Here is an 18,649-nt window from a genome sequence, read left to right as displayed (position 1 = left end):
CGCTCTCTGCCACGAAAGCTGCGGGTCTACTAATTCTACACGAAACACCACATTCCTACCTCAAACGCAAAAAACACCTCCAGCGCTCGATGCCTGGCATCGTCCAGCAGAGCGCGGGATTCGTCCCTGGGCCGCTGGCACTTCTGCGCCCAGCCGCTCAACAGCTGAGGGCGCAGGGCAACCAAGACCGGCCAGTCCTCACACCACACTGCCCCACGTCCTGCCACGCGGCACGAAGCGCCCGAACCCGGGTTTCCCCACTATCTCCCTATCTCGGACCACGACTTTCCCCCTCACGATCGTGGTCAACGGGATTCCCCTGACGACCGTGCCTTCGTAAGGAGTCCAGCCGCACTTGGATTTCACGCCCGCGTTCGCAAGCGTCTCCGAGGCGTTCATGTCCACCAACACGAGGTCCGCATCCGAGCCCACGGCAAGGCTGCCCTTGCGCGGGTACAACCCGTACAGCCTGGCAGGATTCGTGCTCATGCAGGCGACCAGGGTGCCCATGTGAATCTTCCCCTCGGCCACGCCGGTGAGCATTAGCCGGAGACACGTCTCGACCCCCGGGATTCCTGGAGGTGCCGCCCACATGTCATCAAGCCCTCTCTCTTTCCGCTCCTTCTCGAACGGGCAATGGTCGGAGGAGATTATGTCCACCAGGCCGCGCGCCATGGCTTCCCACATGCGCTCCTGAGTTCCCGGTGGTTTCACGGGAGGAGCGAACTTCACCCAAGGCCCTTTCTCCCGGAGGGTCTCCGTGCTGAGGTAGAAGTACTGCGGGCACGTCTCGGCGTACGCCTTCACGCCTCTTGCCCTGGCTTCCTTGATGATGGACAGGTTCTCGGGCGTGCTTACGTGGGCAAAGACCACCCGCGCTCCGGTTCTCTCCGCCATGAGGAGGGCCTGTCGAATGGCAAGCGTTTCAGCGAGCTCGCTCCTGGCCTCGTAGTGGGTCATGTAGTCCTTGCGACCCGCTGCTCGCAATGCCTGTTCGTTGGCGGACACGATCCCGTCGTCCTCAGCGTGGATGAGAACCGTCCCGTTCATTCGCGCGATCTCCGTGAAAACGTACTGCTGAAGCCCAACGTGAATGGCGTCTGCCCCGTGAAGGTAGCAAGTGAACATCTTGAACGCCGTGATGCCGCGATCCCACATCTGCCTGAGTTCCCCGAGGTTACCGTGGGAGATTCCACCCTTCAGCGCGAAGTCCACCAAGCTTCTCCCCTCCAGGTGCTGGCGCTTGCGCTCGAGCTCCTTCCAATCGAAAACCTGGGGATCGGTGCGATGGTGCTCGATCACCGTGGTGGTGCCGCCGTATGCCGCCGCGGTCGTCCCTGTTGTGAAGTCTTCTCGTGACGTGTAGCCCGGATCCATCATGTGGACGTGGCCGTCGACCGCGCCTGGGAGGACCACGAGGCCGGTCGCGTCTATGATCTCACTGGCATCGAAGCCCGTGCCCAGTCCGCATATCGTCTCTCCGCTCACCGCCACATCGGCCTCAACCAGCGAGCCGTCCAGAAGCGCGATCCTGCCCCCCTTGATCACCAAGTCTACATGGGTCATTCGAATACCCCCTCCGTTCCGAGTGCAATCGTCGACATTCGCGTGGGCGACCGAGTCCGCCGTGGACCTTACGATCCGCGTCTACTGGCGACCGACAATCAGCAACCAGCTTTGACGGGCGTCAACTCCGAGCTGATTCGACTAGCAGGCGATAAGACATGGGCTGGCGACCGAGGATCGCATCGGTGCCCGGCACGATGGACTTGCAGCGCGCCTCGGCTGTCACCAACGTCGCGGAAACGGCTTGTTCTCGTCCTGCGAAGGCTTGAGCCAGAACCGCCCCCTGGGGGCTCGCGATGAGGCTAGCTCCGATCCCGTGCCTGCCGACGGCATTGGCCGCCACCACGAAGACACGGTTTTCGGCTGCTCTCGTCCGGGCGAACCACTCATAGCGATCGCCGGCGAAGCGGCACGGCCACAGGATGACATCTGCACCCCTCAGCGCAAGGATCCTCGCCACTTCTGGCAGCAAACCCTCGTACCCAAGCATGATTCCGAAGTTGCCGCGCTCACCGCAGACGACGGGGTACGGCCCCGACCCGGGACTGCAGATCCCTTTCTCGCTTGCATCCAGGTGCACTTTCCGGTACCTCGCCGTCACAGCACCCTTCTCGACGAAAAACGCAGTTCGGTACCTAGCCGTGCCGTCGATTTCGTCTCCCGTGAATACGACGGCCAAGCCCGTATGGGCTGAAGCCCTCGAAACGAGGCGCAACAGGGCCTCGTTCTCTTCGATAGGCCGCTCCCTCGGAAACGGCTCCGGCAGGATCACCAGCTCCACGCCTTGCACGGCAAGGTCGCGCAGCCGTCGCTCGATCTTCGGAGCGAGCAGGTCAGTGCTCTCATCCATATCGAGCTGGAACGCGGCCACTACGGGAGACTTCTCCCCCGGAACCACGCTTTCCTCGATGGTGGAGGATACAGTGAGCTCCTCGAACGGGCGCACGAGATCGCCGTAAGTATCCGGACGGCGCGCAGCAAGCGGTTCGAACACTCCGTCCACCGCCCCGGAGCAGTCAAGCGGCAGCGGGATCTCGGCGGTCACCACCTCGGGAATGTGTGCGCTTCCTTGCGCGACTACGTCGCCCTGCGGCGAGACCACGAGACTGCGACCGCAGTAGACTATAGTGTCGGCTTCCGTCCCAACTTTGTTGGCCATGACGATCCACGCCTGGTTCTCGATGGCCCTCGCTTTCAGCATGTACTCCACTTGGGCGCTGGTGAGCCGCGTCTCGTCCTTGCTGGCGGCAACGAGGTTGGTGAGGTCGATGAAAAGACGCGCGCCTTTCAGTGCGAGCGCGCGCGGTATCTCCGGTAGACGCCCGTCGGCGCAGATGAACATGCCTACCCGGCCCCAGGGGAGCTGGACGGCGTCACCCATTACCCCGGGAGTGAACCACCGGGCATCGAAGTGCCATAGGAACTGCTTTCGCGCGCTTCCTGCGACCCTCCCTTCGGGGTCGAGGAGGAAACCGCTGTTGTACGCCTCTTTGTTCTCGCCGGGCGGTTCCTCTGCTATCCCCACTGCTATGTAACACCCGTACCTCCTCGCCTTCTCCGCGAAGAGGCCCAGCACTTCGGACGCGGGTCGAAGGGAGCTTCGCCTCGACGCCCAGTCCGCCAAGTAGTACGCCGGGTAGGCGCACTCCGGCAACACCACGAGGTCCGGCGCGGCCATGGCCGCCTTGTCCACCATTCCCAGGGCGTGGGCCAAGCCCTCCTCAGCACGTTCGAGCGGAAAAGCACTCAGTTGTACGCAGCTCACCGTCAGCTTGGATTTCATGTCGCGCTCCCTCCCCACTTGATCGGCAGCCCCCGCGCTACGAAGAAAGGCCCGGACGCCGATCCCCAAAGACAGTCGGAGGCGGACGGGTGCCGCCCGATGTGGGCCCGCCGCCTCCGACGAACGCGCGTCCGCCGCTAGAACTCAGCCCAGTGCTCGAACATGGTGAGCCGCTCAGGGCCCTTGTCGGTCACGACGACGTCTTCCTCCAGGCGCACGGTTTGCGGCAAACCGGGGTGTCCTGCGAACGTCTCTATGGCGAAGCACATGTTCTCCTTGATCTCCACCGGGTAGTCGAGTGAGTACGCACGGGAGATCCACATGCCCTCGTACAGTGACAGGCCTATGGAGTGCGCGAACTGCTGCAAGCTCACGCTGCCGTACTTGTCATCGTCGTACACCGGGAACTTCAGAGCGACGTCGCGCGTGGTGTTGCCCGGCTTGAGCTCCGCGAGCGAGGCGTACAGCGAGTCGTAGCACTCCCTGTAGAGGTCCTTCTCCTCCTTGGTCGGCTTCGTGTCCACTTTGAAGCAGCGCACGAAGTCGACGAAGTATCCGCCGGGCCCGATGGCGTTGATGTCGACGATGACGAGGTCGCCCTGGCGGATGAGCTTGTCGGTGTGCCACCGCCTATACGGACTGGTGTTCCCACCCGACGCCACGATGATGTCGTACACGAAGTCAAACCCCTCTTCGTAGAGGTACTCGTTAACCTTGGCCGTGATGTACGACTCCTTCACCCCGGGCTTCAGCCACTCGTACTTTATCTTCCACATTGCTGCGTCGCCGAAGGCGGAGGAGATCTTGAGACACTCGATCTCATCGCGCGTCTTGACGACCCGAGCCTCAGAGAGCGCCGGCCACCCGTTCACTATGTTGAGCCCTTTCCGGGACAGAGCGTTGTACGCCCTCATATCCATGATGTCGATCCCGATCTTCTCTTTCTCCACGCCGCTTTCCTTGAGAGCTTGATACACGCTCTCCGCCATTCTCTCGGCCATCATTTCCTCGGCCGACTCCGCCCACTTCCACGTGATGGCGGGCCGTATCCGTCCCTCCATCCAGGGAGCGTCTATCTTGGCGCACTCGAGGTCCGAACCCACTGTCTCGAAGAGGATCGGCTCGCCTCCGCGGGGGAGCACGCAGTAACGGATGAAAATGTTGTTCTTCCAGTTGCCCTGCCACACGCTGGTGATGTACCGCACGTTCTCTCCGACGAAGCACACCAGCGCGCCCAAGTCGTGCTTCTCCATCATCTGCTTGGCGCGAGCCAACCTCTCTTTCCTCATCCGATCGAAGTTGACGCGCTCCTGCCAGTCCGTGCCCGATGTGCTGTACACACGCCTGGGTGAGTACTCGTGGGGTCGCTTGATGAACGAAAGCTCCATTGTCCTACCTCCCTTTATGTGCACGTTCAGCTACCTGCACGCTCAGGTACGTGGTCTTCCTCGCCCTCAGATCTCGATGACGACTCTCAACACATCGCCCGGGCTCGTCTCCACCTTGCCGAACGCGGCCTCGAGCTCGTCCAGCGCATAGGTGTGAGTCACTATGGAGCCTAGGTCGATCGCGCCTCTCTCGACGGCCTTGATCGCGCCATCGAAGTCCTCCGGCAACATTGCGCGGCTCCCAACAATGGTCAGTTCCTTATAGTAGAGATCGAAACCGTCGAAGTCCTCAAGGCGCGGCGGCAGGATGCCGAACGCCAGGACAGTTCCGCCTGGGCGCGTCATCTCCATCGCGTGCCGGAGGGTCTCCGCCTTCCCGGCGCACTCGATGGCAACGTCGACTCCGATGCCGTCCGTATGCTTGAGTACCTCTCTCACCACATCACCTCCACCGATCGTGACGTCGGCCCCGCGCCGTCGCGCGAGATCGAGCTTCCAAGCGCTGCGCGAGATGCCGATCACCGGATGCGCGCCCGAAGCCTTCGCAAGCTGGGTGTGGAGGATGCCCGCAGCACCCAGGCCAACCACTGCGACGCTGTTCCCCGCCCGGATTCCGGCGAGTCTAGCGCCCGCAAGAACCGTGCTCAGCACGACCAAGCTGGTCGCGTCGGCAAAGCTGACGGTGTCGGGCAGGCGATGGCATCGGTAGTCTTCGACTGCCACGAATTCAGCGAAGGTACCCGGCCTCTCTCGACCCATGAGCCCTCCCTCGAGACAAAGGTTAGGCCTGCCCGCAAGGCAGTACCGGCATCGGCCGCAGAAGAGAAGGGGGTTCAGGACCACTCGATCCCCAACGGAGAGACCTCGAGCCCCAGGCCCCAAGGCCACTACGGTGCCGCTCGATTCGTGGCCCGGGATGAGAGGCATTCTCGCCCGCGACTTGCCCATGTATATCCCGAGGTCAGTGCCGCAAATGGCCGTGGCCCTGATCCGAACCAGTGCCTGCCCGGGCCCAGGTTCAGGAGCAGCGACCTCCTCGATGTCCAGCTCTCGCACACCTTTGAGCACCGCTGCCTTCATTCCCAGGACCTCACTTCACTACCTTCGCCACGAGCGACTCGAATTCCGGTTGAGTCATTAGGCGTTTGTGCTCGTACGCGAAGTCCTTGACCTGCCAGAGGATGGTGTTGATTTGCTCGTCCGTGGCCTTTACGCCAATGCGGTCAAGCCAAATCCTGATCGAGTCAGCCCCACTGTTCTTTCCCAGCACTACCTCGGCGGGTTCCTGGCCTACGAGGTCCCATCTGAACGGCATGAGCTCCACCGCGTTGCCCAGCCCGCAGTTCCTGAACCAACTGGAGATGATCCCGGACTCTATCTTGAATATCATGTCTCCTACGATCGGCCTGTTGGGCCGCACCTCGATGCCGGCGAGTTTGCGAACCAGCTTGGACACGGCGTACATCTTCTCGGTCTTGATCCCCGTGTCGACTCCGTACAGGACCTTGAGCCCGAGAGCCACGTCCTCGTAAGGAGTGTTGCCCGCCCGCTCTCCGATGGCGGTGACCGTCGTGTGAGCCACGTCCGCGCCCGCGGCAAGGGCGATGATGGTGTTGGCCGCGCCGAGGCCGAAATCGTCATGGAAGTGGGTCTCAAGGGGCTTCTTCACCCGCTCCTTGATCTTGCGCACGAGATAGCCTACGGCGTGCGGAGATATCCCTCCGAAAGTATCCACGATGCCCAGGGCGTCCATGTGGCCGTCCCTGGCCACCGTCTCTATCAGGTTGAGGAACCAAGAGAACTCGGCCCGGGTGCCATCGATCGGGAAGAACACCGTGTACAGGCCCTGTTCCTTTGCGTACCGCGTGGCCTCCACCGAGAGATCGATGGCCTTCTGCAAGGGCCACTTGTATGCATACTCGATTATGTGCGTGCTCGAAGGGATCTCCACCACAACGCCGTCCACACCGCAGTCAACGGCGCGCTTGACGTCCTCCACCATGCAGCGGGAGAACGCGAAGATCTTGGGGCCGAGCTTCCTTCTGACTATCTCTTTGATCGCCTCTTCGTCCTGCTTGGACACTGCGGGCATCCCCGCCTCGATACGGTGGATTCCCGCCTCCGCCAGGCTCTCCGCTATGCGCACCTTGTCGTCCTTGCTGAAAGTCACTCCAGCCTGCTGTTCCCCGTCGCGCAGGGAGACGTCATGGAACTGAATCTTGTTGCTGAACGTCATCCCCTCGCGCACTTCGGGATCGTAGTTCCACGGGCTCACGAACCACTTGTCGCTTTTCCACGGTGTCTCACTCATGCTGTCCAGACCTCCTTGTTCAGCAAGTACTTGGGACGCTCCCCCTTCAGCGCTGCGAGCACCTGTTCCGCGGCCTTGCGCTGCAGCTCCACGGTGGATTCCTCCGAATAGAAGGCGGCGTGGGGCGTGATTATGACATTGTCGAAGCGCAGCAGCTTGTTCTTGGAGACGGCCTTCTCGTCAGTTAGAACGTCGAGTGCGGCACCGGCTATCTGTCCTGTCTCAAGCGCCTGCGCCAGCGCCTCTTCGTCGATTATCTCCCCGCGAGCCGTGTTGATCACGTACGCGGTCTTCTTCATCTTCCGGAACGCTTCCGTGCTGAAGGCATGGCGGGTTTCGGGAGTCAGGGGAGAGTGGATGGAGATGAAATCCGACGTCGACAGGAGCTCATCCCACGACACTAGCCTCACGCCCAAGGAGTCGGCCAGGTTCTGGGGCACGAACGGATCGTGGGCGATCACCTGCAATCCCAAGCTCTGTGCTTTGGGGGTGAGAGCCTGGCCGATCTTCCCCAAAGCCATCAGCCCTAGCACTTTGCCTTTCAATCTGAACATGGGGCGCCACCCCTTGAAATCGAACAGACCTCCTTTGACAGTCCGGTCGAGCTGGGGAATCTTCCGTGCGAGCGCAAGGAGCAATCCGAGCGCGTGGTCTGACACCTCGTCCACGCAATAGTCCGGCACGTTGGTGACCAGGATCCTCCTCTCGGTCGCTCTCCCGATGTGCACGTTGTTTACCCCGATCCCGTAGCGCGCGATTATCCTGCATCGGTCCAGGGAATCTATGACCCGCGCGGTCACCGGCGCGTAGCACACCAAGACGGCGTCCGCTCCCCGGCATACGTCGATCACTTCGTCCTCGGTGCGACACTGAGACGACACTATCTCAGCCCCGATCTCCGAAAGCACCCGATGCTCTTCCTCCAGGTTTGGAAACACGTAATCGGTGATCGCCACCCTGTACCTGCGTTCCACATACAACCCCCCAGTATGCCCATCTGCACCTCGCCGAGCAGATGATACGCTAGTCTGATGGTCTGACCGCGGTTCTTCCACACATCATGTGCAGTCGGTCATCGACCCATCCATCCTCGACAAGCCCTCCTCGTCCCGGATGTCGCCCCAGACTCGCCGGGTCAATGCGACACTCTCAGGACCACCCTTCCGTTGACGGTTCCCTCCCGTAACATGGATAGGGCTTTGTTGGCTTCCTCGAACGGAAGCACCTCGCCGATCACCGGCTTGACCTCTCCCTTGGCTATCAGCCCCAAGCATTCCTCGATGTCACGCTTTGTCGCGGCCCTCGAACCCATGACGTCAAGCTCACTGAGCACCGCTTTCAAGCTGTCCACACGAAGATCGGCGGAGTACGCCACGAGCACCAACTTGCCTCCCTTCCTCAGCCCGACTATGCCGTTCCTCACAGTCTCCACGCTGCTCACGAAATCGATCGCGTTGTCAGCGCCCCTTCCGCCGGTCAATTCGCGGATCGCCGCGCCCCAATCTGGGTTCTCACGCACGTCGATGACCTCGTCCGCCCCGTAGGTCCTCATCAGCCGGAGCTTCTCACTGGACGCGTCCAATCCTATGACGACGTTCCTGAGGCTCTTCGCGATCTGGATAGCGTGAAGGCCGAGGCCACCGCCGCCGCCCACGACCACGGTAGCGTCCCCCTCGGCGACCGCGGCCCTCTTGCGCAGTGCGTGGTACGGGGTGGCCACTGCGTCGGAGACGATGGCCGCCTCCTCGAACGATAGGGTCGGCGGCTTCCTCACGAGGCAGCTTGCAGGAACTGCTACAAACTCCGCGAGCCCGCCATCAAGCTCGAATCCCAGCCTTCCCTTGAGGTTCTCGCAAATCGTGTGCCTGCCAGCCAGACACCACTTGCATGTGTTGCACGGGACGTAGAAGGAGATGAGGACCTCGTCACCCTCGCCAAAGCCCTCGACAAGCGCTCCTTTCTCCACAATGACCCCTGAGAACTCGTGGCCGAGAGTTACCGGCAGACGTTCGAGAGGTATCTTCCCCGCCTGGAGCTTCAAGTCGGTTCCGCACACGCCCGCCGCTCGAACCGAGACGAGCACCTCCCCAGGACCGCAGGCGGGCCTGTCCAATTCCTCCAGACGGAGGGGTTGCCCTATCTCAACGAGCCTCACAGCCTTCATCCACTTCTCACCCCGTATCCACGTCCCAAGTTGCCCACACACCAGCGCCCCGTCTGCGGCCAGGAATCGTCGCGAAACGCAAAGGCCTCCACACTGTCAGGGCCGCGCCCCAGGCCCCGCCCGGGACCCACCGCAGCACACCGCGACCGAGCGCAGTCGTGCTATGTCCCGGACCCGCCTGAGCCGGTCAAGTCGATAGCAGACCGACTAGCCTTTTCGTAGGCCTGCGCGACTCCGTCGAGGTGCTTCACTACCTCTTCGTAGGCGAGCCTCGGATTCCGCGAGGCAATCGCACTGGCTATGGCAAGATGGTCCTCGTAAGCTCTTTTCATCACTCCGGGAACCTGAACGGTGAGTCGTTCCTGGGCAACGAGCATGTCTATGACGGCCATGTAAAACCTGGAAAACACCGAGTTGCCCGACGCCCTAACCAGGGCGATGTGGAACGCCACGTCATTTGGGATGAACTTCGCTCCGTCAGTGATACACTCCCCAATTCGAGCGGCAATCTTCTCGAGCGTTCTGCACTCGCTGGCTTTCGCGTGGGTCGCCGCAAGAGACGCAGCTTCCGCCTCTATGACTTTGCGAAGGTGCAGCAGCTCCAGAGTCTCGCGCTCACTGATACGTAGAAGGCTGCTCACGGAGACCGGTCTCAGGAAGTAGTCCACCGAGAGTCTGCCGGCGAAGATTCCCTCACCGGCCTTGACCTCGATGAGACCGTCCGCTTCCAAGAGCCGGAGCCCCTCTCTGAGGGATGTCCTTCCCACCCTCAGCATCTCGGTGAGCTCCCGCTCAGTGGGCAGCCGGTCCCCCGGCTTGAGCTGGTGCTCCTCCATGAAGTGCTTGATCTGCTCGGCCACGAGAGACGCGGTACGGTGTTTCTGAACTGGCTTCATGATTCTCCCCCTGCTCAAACGGGCCCCGTCCTCAGCCGACAACAACATAGTGAGTATCCTGCGTCAAAGCACCGGTCATCCGCTACCCCGTTCGATCTACTAAGAAAGCTGGCTTCAGGCGGCAACTACGACTGTGGCTGCAAGGCCTCCCATTGGTGTCGACCCTGGCACCTCTCCCGCACGGAGGCCCAATAACGCCCGAGCTCGCGAACGCCCCGGAATGCCGACAAGTCATGATGCTTCGGCGCCACCCCTGGCGAATCCTCCTATCCGCCCTGAACCATCCCGCTCGAAGCGGAGATGGTCATGCCGTCCGCCATCCTCCGCGCATGTTCACCGTCCGATTTCACGCCCATCCCATCTCGGACCGCGGCCCATGGCCTGCCTCACGGCACGAAGCCCTCCGGAAGTCGCCTCGCGTACTTCGCCAATATCTCCTCGTCGCCAAGACCGATGAACGGCATGAGACCATGGAGGCTGAGCGAAGGACATCCCGGGAGGAAAATCCCCTTGTCCCTATGACGGCTCGCGCAGTCTCCGATGACAAAGGTATACGACTTCGGAGGGTGGTGCTCGGTCCGAATCTCGAGGGGATTGTCCTTGCCGATTATGAGCGTTATCTTCTCGACGGTGTCAAAGTCCTTGAGCTTCTCCTGGTCTGCAAGCCAGGGGTCGAGCCCGGTTCTCGTGAAATGGCAGCAGCCTTTGCAGCTGCCACTCAAGTACACGTCGATCTTGGGGTGAAGCCCTATCAGGCTTATGTCTCCCCTGCGAAAGCTCCTCTTTATCCGCTCCACGTCCTCGCCCTTCACGTCTATCCGGTCCGGCCTGCCCTCTCCGAGGCCCGCAACGGTTGCGTCGCGGATGTACGCGACCTCGAAGATCGGGTCGAATCCCATGAGCCTTGCGCACACCGAATCCACAGCAACCGGGTCTCGACCGAGAACGATGGTATTGAAATCCCTTATGAGGTCCTCCCTGTAAGGCGACCCCGGGCCCTGGCCCTGCATCGGCCAGAGAGCGTCCACGATCGACAGATCCGGCCTCACCAGCCGAAGCAGGTCGACTATCTTCTGGTCTATGTCGTTTCTGTGGTACTTGATCTGCTCGCTCCACGGAAGCATGCCCTGGCTCAGCTTCATGGCGGCGGTTATTCCGCAGACTTTGTGTGTTTTCATCTTGGCGAGGTACACGATCTTGTCCGCCTCGACCACGCATCGTGGCAAGTGAACCTCGCCGCGCAGCACCTTAGCGCCGGGTATCGTGGCGCTCAGCCTGACGTCCCTTTCAAGGGGCACGATTCTATCTGCTCCCTCTCTCAAAGCCGCATCGTACACCCCCGACCGTTTGAGCGACTCGAGTGAGTCGGCCTTGATGCTGGATCGCTCGGCGACAGTGACGCTCCTGGCTTTGCCCGCATTCTTCAGATACCGAACCACCGCGGCGACCACTCTCGGGTCGCTCGTGATTCCAGAGTCAGGGGAAACCGGCCAGCAAGCGTTCACTTTCAGAAGGACCCTGTCGCCCGGGCTTATGACTGACTCGATCCCGCCCGTCAGGCGCACGCCCTGGTCCAGCATCTCGTATACGGCGCTCACTGCATCTTCATCGTACCGCGCGGGCGACCCTGGTATCAGGTCGCGATGGACCACAGCCACTTCCGCCACTCTCACCAACTCCGTATCCTACCAGCTTATCCCGTCGGTCCGCCGGGCTCGCGCTCCGCGAAGCCACGAGTCCTGGACTCTCCGCCCATCCCACGCTCGAGCCGTCAGGCCTCAGCTCGTCGAGCGTCGACGCGCCCAGTCCGGGTCACCTCTTCATCAGCTCGCTGCCGTAGAGTCCCGTCGGCTTGACCAGGAACACGAGCAGCATGATGACGAACGGAGCCATGTCAGCAATGGGCGCCCAGATGAGAAAGCCTAGCGACACAACCTGCCCTATGAGCAGCGAAGAGATGAGAGTCCCCTTGATGCTTCCAAGACCTCCGATGATAACAATCATGAACGCGGTCGACATCAACCTCAGACCCATGTGTGGATCCACCATGATGAGCGGCGCGTGAAGCCCCCCGGCGAGCGCGGACAGGCTAGCCGCTATGAGGAACATCACCGTGAACATCTTGTATATGTCCACTCCAAGCCCCTCGGTCTTCTCCGCGTCCTCGATACCCGCTCGGATCGCCTTTCCGATTATGGTCTTTTCTAGGAAGAGCCATAGGCAGACATACAGCACGGCCACGAGCCCGATCACGAACAAGCGATACGTCGGCACCTCCGCCCCAAACAGGCCTATCTGCCCAGCGATAGGGGTGGCCACTGGACGGGGAACGAGCCCCCAGATGTACTTGGTGACACCCACGCCTGTCAGGAGAACCCCGAACGACGTGATCATGCTGAACATGATGCCTTTCTCGTATATCCGCTTGAATATGCTCTTTTCGACTATTAGCGCGACGATGCAGCTCGCTACAATGCCCACCAAGGCTCCCAGCCAAAAGCTGCCAGACACCGAGAACACGGTGAAGGTGAGGTACGCCCCCACAGTGTAGTACAAGAACTGGTCGATGCTGATGATTCTCATAAGGCCGTAGCACAGCGACAAGCCTATCGACAGCAGAAAGTATATGCTTGCCATGCTAAGCCCGAAGATAATCGCGGATATCAGCCTGCTAAGATCCATCACTTACCCACCCTCTCTGCCATGCCACGGTTACGTGGTTACCCGGGGCGCTCAGCCCCACGGCGGGTCGGCCGTTCCCTCACGGGCTCCGGCCGCCCGCGATTGCGCGACGAGGCGTCTCGCGGGACTGGCCTCTACATGCCGTGTCCCTGCTCAGGGCGCTAGCGTCGGAGGTCCACCGCCAGCTCTAGGGTCGCTCCGCCCCAGCGCGAGCGCTCGCAGTCGCACGCCTCCCTGCAAGCCGGCCGAGCAGAGGCTGGAGCGTGCCGACTATGCCCCTCTCTCCCGCCAGCATCACGAAAATGAGCAGAAGCCCGACGACGAGCTCCCAGTACGTTATGAACTTGCTCGTCAGGTCCTTCATGCCGATGTACACGAGCGCCCCGACGATCGGCCCGAGCAACGTGCCAACGCCACCAAGAAGCCCCACGATGACGACCTCTGCTGCGCGCGTCAATTCGGTGAGGCCGGGAGAAACGAATCCGAAATACACGGCGTACAGAGATCCAGCCAGGGCCGCCACCCCGTTCGCGATCACGAACCCGAGCCACTTGATCCTGAAGGTGTTGTAGCCCAGGAACTGCAACTTGGTCTCGTTCAGCTTGGCGGCAAGGCAGCTCGCCCCGTACACGGTCGTGTCGAGGTATCTGAACAGCAACCACACCAGAACCGCCACTACGAAGACGAAGATGAACAGATCATTGGGGTTCTTGAAATCCAGCAAGAGACCCTTCGTCATTCTGAAGAGGTACCACAGCCCCGTGTCACCGCGTGTGATCGAAACGAGGCCCTTCTGGAACAAGAAGAACACTATCGCGCAAAACGCCAGATTGGCCAGGGTGAAGTAGCTGCTGCTCAGCTTCACCAGGAACAGCCCCACGAGCATGCTCACGACCAGACCCAGCGCTATGCCGGCGATGATCCCCACGTATGGGTTCGTTCCTATGTAGCTCAGGTACAGCGCGGCACCGTACGCGCCTAGACCGAGATACGCCGGCTGTCCGAAAGAGACAAGCCCGAGGTGGCCCATTAGGAAATTGAACGCCATCGCATATACGCCGAATATCAACACGTCCATGATGAACGGCCTTGGGAGAACCAGCCGCAGCAGCAGGACGGCTCCGAAAGTCAGCACAATGCTCCCGTAGTCTTTGAACAGTTTGGTCATTCCGCCTATCCCCTTCGTTTCACGACATGAATCTAGAGCAGGTACTTCTCGAATGAGAGCGTCTTGATCTCGTTCGCGTCCGAGACCTCGGCGGATATTCTCCCTTCCCTCATGATGTAGAGCCTGTCGGCGACCTCCGCGACAACAGAGAGGTTCTGCTCAACCAGCACCAGGGTCATGCTCTCCTTGAGCTCTTTGAATGTGCGGGCAAGGTCCTGCACGACGCTTGGGGAGAGCCCTTCCGTGGGCTCATCAAGCAGGAGGACGTCGGGTTTGCCCAGAATGGCCCTTCCGATCATGAGCATCTGGCGCTCTCCGCCGCTGAGGTACGCTCCCTTCCTGTTCATGAGTTGCTGTAGCTTCGGGAAGTAGTGGGTCACCTTGCTCCAATCGTAATCCTTCATAGCGTAGCTGGAGAGCTGGAGGTTTTCCATCACCGTCAGGTCCGAGAACACCCCTTTGTCCTGGGGAATGTACTTCAGGCCCTTTCGCACTATTTCGTACGAGCGCAGCCCCACGATGTTCCCGCCCTTGAAGTTCACCGAACCGCTGGACGGCTTCAGGAACCCGCCTATCGTCCTCATGAGGGTCGTCTTCCCTGCGCCGTTCCGCCCCACTACGCCAACGACTTCCTTCGCGTACGCCTTGAGGGAGACATCGAAGAGCACTCTAGACTGCCCGTACGATACGTTCAGATCCTTGACTTCCAGAATCGGATTGCCGGTCATGTCTTTCTCCGTCCTTATCGTAATATCACTCAGACAGCTCATCGCAAAGGCTAATCGATCTGCCAATAGCTCTTCCGCACCGCCGGGCTGCGGAGTACTTCTTCGAAGCCGCCGTCAGCTATGATCTCGCCGCTGGCGAGCACGGTGACCCTTTCGACGAAGGTCTTCAGCTTCGTTATCTTGTGCTCCACAATCAAAATGGAGATCTTGTGCACATAGTCCCTGAGGATGTCTATGGTCTCGTCTATCTCTCTCTCGCTGAGCCCCGCGAAGGGCTCGTCGAGCAGCAGCACGGTGGGTTTGCCGATGAGCGCCATCGCCATTTCCAGCTTGCGCTTGTCGCCCAGGGACAGGTTCCTGGTCGCCGTCTCGGCCACACCGCTGAGCCCAAACCTTGCGAGTTGATCCACTATCGCCTTGTCTGCGATGGAGTCCATCTTGGTGCAAAGCATGCTTGCGATGGAGCTCCCCTTGTACGTCCTGAAGTAAGCGAGCTTCAGGTTGTCGACGACCTTGAGGTTGTCGAACGTGGAGGCCAGCTGAAACGTCCTCCTCACACCAAGGCTCACCCTGCCTTGCGGGGGAACCTTGGTGACGTCCCTGTCTCCGTAGAACACCGATCCCTCGTCTGGAATGTAAGCCCCCGTAATGAGGTTGAAAAATGTCGTCTTGCCCGCTCCATTGGGTCCGATTATCCCCGCGACTTCCTTCTGTGCGAGGCTATATGTCACCTTGTTGACAGCCGTGAATCCCCCGAACGTCTTGGTTACGCCCTTCGTCTCGATTGCTGCGTTGCTCGTGCTCATTCCCCAGACCCCTTTTGCAGCCCCTTGCCGGGGCGACTTCTGACCGGTCGACGGAACCCTCTTAGGAAAGCCATGCGATCTTCCCGGCAGCTCCCTCAGAACCCCGCGGTTGCTCCTCCGGCGGCCCCTAGGCCCCCCTGTGCCAGCCGGCCTCCCTTGAGCTACACCCGGCGCGTCGCGCCCGGGAGCACACCGAAGCGCGGTTCGCTTCTGATTCCGATCAGAGCTGGCGGAGAGAGGTGCCGACGCGCCCGGCGCAGTGACCTCCTCCCGCGCCGGTGCGGCCCTCGCCGCGAGCGAGGGTCGCACCGGCCGGAAGCATGCTCGAGGTCGCACCCGAATCCCAATTCGCGGCTTTCGCCTGCCGCAAGCCTCGGCGGCCCACTCGGAAAACCTAGTGATGGGCTACGTGAGAGGCCACCGCGCTTCCCGCGGCTGGCTAAACCATGTCTCTAGTACCCCAGGTCCTTCAGAGGCGGCATGACGCTGTCGCCACCCTGCGAACCCACTATCGTGAACAGATCCCAGTTGTCCTTCCTATCCTTGGGGCTCTTGCCCTTTACGAGGAACGCGGCGTACTTGAATACAGCCGAGTGGTCCTCGCGCCACTTCGCCGGGCCCTTGACGGTCATGAACTCGGGGTTCTTCTTCATGTATTCAGAGACCTTAGCCGCCTCGAACGTTCCTGCCTTCTGGACCACGTCAAACAGGTGCTTGGCAGCGACGTATGCGATCGTGGCATAGCTGTCAGGCGGGTAACCGTACTTCTTCCTGAATGCCTCGACGTACTGGGAGGCCAGCTTCGCCACTTCCTTGTCGGCGAAGCCGCTCATATCCCAGTAGAAGTAGTGCATACCGTACAGCCCGTTGACGGCTTCAGCAGGTAGGCCCTGGGCGACCACGTTCGTGAGGAAGCTGTTGAAGATGGTCATTTCCTTGTAGAGGCCCATGTCGTACGTCTGCTTCAGCAGTGCGATTGCATCCCCCGCAAACTGGGCGGACATGAACACGTCAGGCTTAGCCGCCCGCACTTTCTGAAGGATGGTCACGAAGTCGCTCGTGCCGAGAGGCGCCTCCTCATAGCCCACTATCTCGCCACCGTACTGCTTCGCGGCCGCCTTCACGCCTTCCCATATGTCCCAACCCCAGCTGTCAGAACGCGCCAAGAAGAATATCTTCTTCTTGCCCAGGGTGTTGATGGCTGCGGAGCCGGCCATGTATCCGACGGTCCACGGGCTGTAGGCCACCGCCCAAGTGTAGTTGGACAGCTTGCCCTTGACGAACGCCTCCTTTGCCATGACGGCCACTGGGAAGTACGGAAGCGGGTATTGCTTCACCATCTCGTTGAGGGAATATGCTAGCGGCGCCCACGTCTGACCAACCACAGCGTTTGCGCCGCTGCCGGCCATGTACATGAATCTCCTCACGCCTACATCGAGGCTGGCCTCATCGTCTGCCACTTGGTGCTTGACTGGGACCTTCCCCCAAGGCATGTTCAGGCCGCCAGCTGCATTGATCTCATCCACCGCGAGCAGAACGCCTTCTTGCTGGGTCTTGGCGACCGCGGCGAACGTGCCCGTGAGAGGAAGCAGTATCCCCAAGTTGAACTCCTTGGGCTGCGCTGCCGAAGAGGCCACTGAGCCGATGCCTACTACCAATAGACACACAATGGACAGCACGACCGTGAATGCTCTCTTCATCTGGGCGTAACTCCCCTTTCGTTCCCGATGTACCAGGTCGGACCACCTACGGCTGACGCACAGAACACCTGAATCACCGTGCACCTGAGCCTTTAACGCGCTCGTGTGCCCTTGCCCCACCTCCCTTCTGCGAGGAACATACGATCCTCTGCACTAGACACCACCCGCGGGCAGACTGCCACAGACATAGCTTACGCAGCCCGTATCGGTCAACACCGGTCGACCGTGTGCGGTCCGCGCGAGAGCAGCTGGATCCGACGGAGTTCAGTTGATCAGGTAATCTGATGGTCTGATAAGATGATGTTATCACAGCCGCTCAATGTCGCTATTCTACGCTCGCCCACGAATTCCTTCAAACCCAAGACTTTTTTCAGGAACCCGCGCTCGACCTGGGCAAGTCCACGCGAACCCACTTGCTTCGCGTTCAAGCTCTCGAAATGGCTGAACCCTAAACTGCTCCAGAAACCTGCCGATAAGTTGACAGAGAGGCTGGATGTCCCTTGGTGAATAATGCGCGACACCTTGAATGGGAGGGTACACCATGAGGCTTCGGACGCACTTCGGTCTCGGTTACAGGATTGTTGCAGGTTACGCCCTGCTTCTTCTTCTCATGGCTGTGGTCGGGTTCTTCGGGCTTCAGGGAGTTTCGGGCGTCAATTCAGAGCTCAATTTGATGCTCGACCAGGAAATTCCGCGACTGCTGCATATCGAGCGTTTGAACGGAGCAATAGAGAGATTCTCCGTCGCCCTGCGCGGGTACCTGTTCATGGGAGATCCCAAGCTGCGCGAGGCACTCACAGCCGCGGACGCCGAGATTCGAGAGCAGTTCGCCGCGCTATGCGGCGAAGGGCCCGCGCCCGAGTCAAGTGGCTCCTCCGCGGCAGGACCCGCGCCGGCCGTTGCTCAAGTCCCGGACGAAGGCGACAAGGAAGTCCAGCGAATACGCGACGCATGGGAACAGTGCAGGACCAGCGTGTTCGGCTATCTTGACAGCGGACAACGAGGCGAAGTGATGCTCTACATGACGGACCAGGGCGACGCCGTCATAGAACAGATCCGCACGGACCTCGCCGCGATGCTCGCGGCCTTGCGAGACTCCACCGCACAAGCTGGCGAAGCAGCGAAGGCCACGGTCTCGGGGGTCTGGACGCGCACCTTGGGCACCCTCGGGATTTCCGTCGCGCTAGGGATCATCCTCGCCATCTCCCTCTCCGCGAGCATAGTGCGGCCGACGGGGGCTCTCGCGCGCGTCGCCCAGGAAGTCGCCTCTGGCCGTCTACAAGTGAAGGTGCCCGGCACCGAGAGACGTGACGAGGTGGGCGCCACGGCTCGTGCTTTCGCCGAGATGGTTGGGAGCCTCCGGACGGTGGTTCAAGAGATATCGGGCCACGCGAAACAGGTCGCGTCCACCGGGCACGAGCTCGCCGCGAGCGCGGACGAAGCCGCGACCGCCACGG

The 18,649-nt window shown here is 60.9% G+C and carries 15 protein-coding genes; 1 reads left to right on the top strand and 14 read right to left on the bottom strand.

Annotated features, from left to right (window positions below):
* Positions 1 to 198: 198 nt before the first annotated feature.
* From NUW12_10875 to NUW12_10810, 14 genes are all read right to left on the bottom strand, one after another.
* The gene (locus NUW12_10875) at positions 199 to 1,566 is read right to left on the bottom strand and encodes a dihydroorotase family protein (GenBank protein ID MCR4403255.1); all 1,368 of its coding nucleotides are present in this window, start codon (positions 1,564 to 1,566) and stop codon (positions 199 to 201) included.
* Positions 1,567 to 1,687: 121 nt separating this feature from the next.
* Positions 1,688 to 3,349 carry a carbon-nitrogen hydrolase family protein gene (locus NUW12_10870; protein ID MCR4403254.1) on the bottom strand — a complete coding sequence of 554 codons (1,662 nt, stop codon included), beginning with the start codon at positions 3,347 to 3,349 and terminating at the stop codon, positions 1,688 to 1,690.
* 137 nt (positions 3,350 to 3,486) lie between these two features.
* A complete protein-coding gene (locus NUW12_10865; GenBank protein MCR4403253.1) occupies positions 3,487 to 4,737 on the bottom strand; it encodes a Xaa-Pro peptidase family protein in 1,251 nt (416 codons plus the stop codon).
* A gap of 66 nt (positions 4,738 to 4,803) precedes the next feature.
* Positions 4,804 to 5,817, bottom strand: a complete 1,014-nt coding sequence (locus NUW12_10860; GenBank protein ID MCR4403252.1) for an alcohol dehydrogenase catalytic domain-containing protein — start codon at positions 5,815 to 5,817, stop codon at positions 4,804 to 4,806.
* Positions 5,818 to 5,827: 10 nt separating this feature from the next.
* Complete coding sequence (locus NUW12_10855; protein ID MCR4403251.1) at positions 5,828 to 7,048, bottom strand: pyruvate carboxyltransferase; 1,221 nt, start codon at positions 7,046 to 7,048, stop codon at positions 5,828 to 5,830.
* Entirely contained in the window at positions 7,045 to 8,022 is a 978-nt protein-coding gene (locus tag NUW12_10850; GenBank protein ID MCR4403250.1) for a C-terminal binding protein, read from the bottom strand. Before NUW12_10850 ends, NUW12_10855 begins: the two co-directional genes overlap by 4 nt.
* A gap of 161 nt (positions 8,023 to 8,183) precedes the next feature.
* On the bottom strand, positions 8,184 to 9,212 hold the full coding sequence (locus NUW12_10845) for an alcohol dehydrogenase catalytic domain-containing protein (GenBank protein ID MCR4403249.1): 1,029 nt from the start codon (positions 9,210 to 9,212) through the stop codon (positions 8,184 to 8,186).
* Between the two features lie 161 nt (positions 9,213 to 9,373).
* The gene (locus NUW12_10840) at positions 9,374 to 10,108 is read right to left on the bottom strand and encodes a FadR family transcriptional regulator (protein MCR4403248.1); all 735 of its coding nucleotides are present in this window, start codon (positions 10,106 to 10,108) and stop codon (positions 9,374 to 9,376) included.
* 386 nt (positions 10,109 to 10,494) lie between these two features.
* Positions 10,495 to 11,781 (bottom strand): DUF362 domain-containing protein, encoded by a 1,287-nt coding sequence (locus NUW12_10835; protein MCR4403247.1) that lies wholly within the window; start codon positions 11,779 to 11,781, stop codon positions 10,495 to 10,497.
* Positions 11,782 to 11,920: 139 nt separating this feature from the next.
* Positions 11,921 to 12,790, bottom strand: a complete 870-nt coding sequence (locus tag NUW12_10830) for a branched-chain amino acid ABC transporter permease (GenBank protein ID MCR4403246.1) — start codon at positions 12,788 to 12,790, stop codon at positions 11,921 to 11,923.
* Positions 12,791 to 12,977: 187 nt separating this feature from the next.
* Positions 12,978 to 13,958, bottom strand: coding sequence for a branched-chain amino acid ABC transporter permease (locus NUW12_10825; GenBank protein MCR4403245.1), 981 nt, complete (start codon positions 13,956 to 13,958; stop codon positions 12,978 to 12,980).
* Between the two features lie 32 nt (positions 13,959 to 13,990).
* On the bottom strand, positions 13,991 to 14,728 hold the full coding sequence (locus NUW12_10820) for an ABC transporter ATP-binding protein (GenBank protein MCR4403244.1): 738 nt from the start codon (positions 14,726 to 14,728) through the stop codon (positions 13,991 to 13,993).
* Positions 14,729 to 14,736: 8 nt separating this feature from the next.
* Positions 14,737 to 15,492: an ABC transporter ATP-binding protein gene (locus NUW12_10815; GenBank protein MCR4403243.1), complete on the bottom strand. Its 756-nt coding sequence runs from the start codon at positions 15,490 to 15,492 to the stop codon at positions 14,737 to 14,739.
* A 452-nt stretch (positions 15,493 to 15,944) separates the two neighbouring features.
* Positions 15,945 to 17,192 carry an ABC transporter substrate-binding protein gene (locus tag NUW12_10810; protein MCR4403242.1) on the bottom strand — a complete coding sequence of 416 codons (1,248 nt, stop codon included), beginning with the start codon at positions 17,190 to 17,192 and terminating at the stop codon, positions 15,945 to 15,947.
* Between the two features lie 541 nt (positions 17,193 to 17,733).
* Between NUW12_10810 and NUW12_10805 the strand changes: the two genes are divergently transcribed.
* On the top strand, positions 17,734 to 18,649 hold a 916-nt coding region (locus tag NUW12_10805; GenBank protein ID MCR4403241.1), incomplete at its 3' end, for a methyl-accepting chemotaxis protein.

The organism is Bacillota bacterium (assembly GCA_024653485.1).
Taxonomy (GTDB): domain Bacteria; phylum Bacillota; class SHA-98; order UBA4971; family UBA4971; genus UBA6256.
The sequence above is the reverse complement of the archived record's forward strand: the minus strand, read 5'-3'. Positions and strand labels throughout refer to the sequence as shown.

What these genes read in the sequence shown, in the direction of transcription:
- NUW12_10875 (MCR4403255.1), bottom strand. Translation starts at nt 1,566, where the DNA reads ATGACCCATGTAGACTTGGTGATCAAGGGGGGCAGGATCGCGCTTCTG.
- NUW12_10870 (MCR4403254.1), bottom strand. Translation starts at nt 3,349, where the DNA reads ATGAAATCCAAGCTGACGGTGAGCTGCGTACAACTGAGTGCTTTTCCG.
- NUW12_10865 (MCR4403253.1), bottom strand. Translation starts at nt 4,737, where the DNA reads ATGGAGCTTTCGTTCATCAAGCGACCCCACGAGTACTCACCCAGGCGT.
- NUW12_10860 (MCR4403252.1), bottom strand. Translation starts at nt 5,817, where the DNA reads ATGAAGGCAGCGGTGCTCAAAGGTGTGCGAGAGCTGGACATCGAGGAG.
- NUW12_10855 (MCR4403251.1), bottom strand. Translation starts at nt 7,048, where the DNA reads ATGAGTGAGACACCGTGGAAAAGCGACAAGTGGTTCGTGAGCCCGTGG.
- NUW12_10845 (MCR4403249.1), bottom strand. Translation starts at nt 9,212, where the DNA reads ATGAAGGCTGTGAGGCTCGTTGAGATAGGGCAACCCCTCCGTCTGGAG.
- NUW12_10840 (MCR4403248.1), bottom strand. Translation starts at nt 10,108, where the DNA reads ATGAAGCCAGTTCAGAAACACCGTACCGCGTCTCTCGTGGCCGAGCAG.
- NUW12_10830 (MCR4403246.1), bottom strand. Translation starts at nt 12,790, where the DNA reads ATGGATCTTAGCAGGCTGATATCCGCGATTATCTTCGGGCTTAGCATG.
- NUW12_10825 (MCR4403245.1), bottom strand. Translation starts at nt 13,958, where the DNA reads ATGACCAAACTGTTCAAAGACTACGGGAGCATTGTGCTGACTTTCGGA.
- NUW12_10820 (MCR4403244.1), bottom strand. Translation starts at nt 14,728, where the DNA reads ATGAGCTGTCTGAGTGATATTACGATAAGGACGGAGAAAGACATGACC.
- NUW12_10815 (MCR4403243.1), bottom strand. Translation starts at nt 15,492, where the DNA reads ATGAGCACGAGCAACGCAGCAATCGAGACGAAGGGCGTAACCAAGACG.
- NUW12_10810 (MCR4403242.1), bottom strand. Translation starts at nt 17,192, where the DNA reads ATGAAGAGAGCATTCACGGTCGTGCTGTCCATTGTGTGTCTATTGGTA.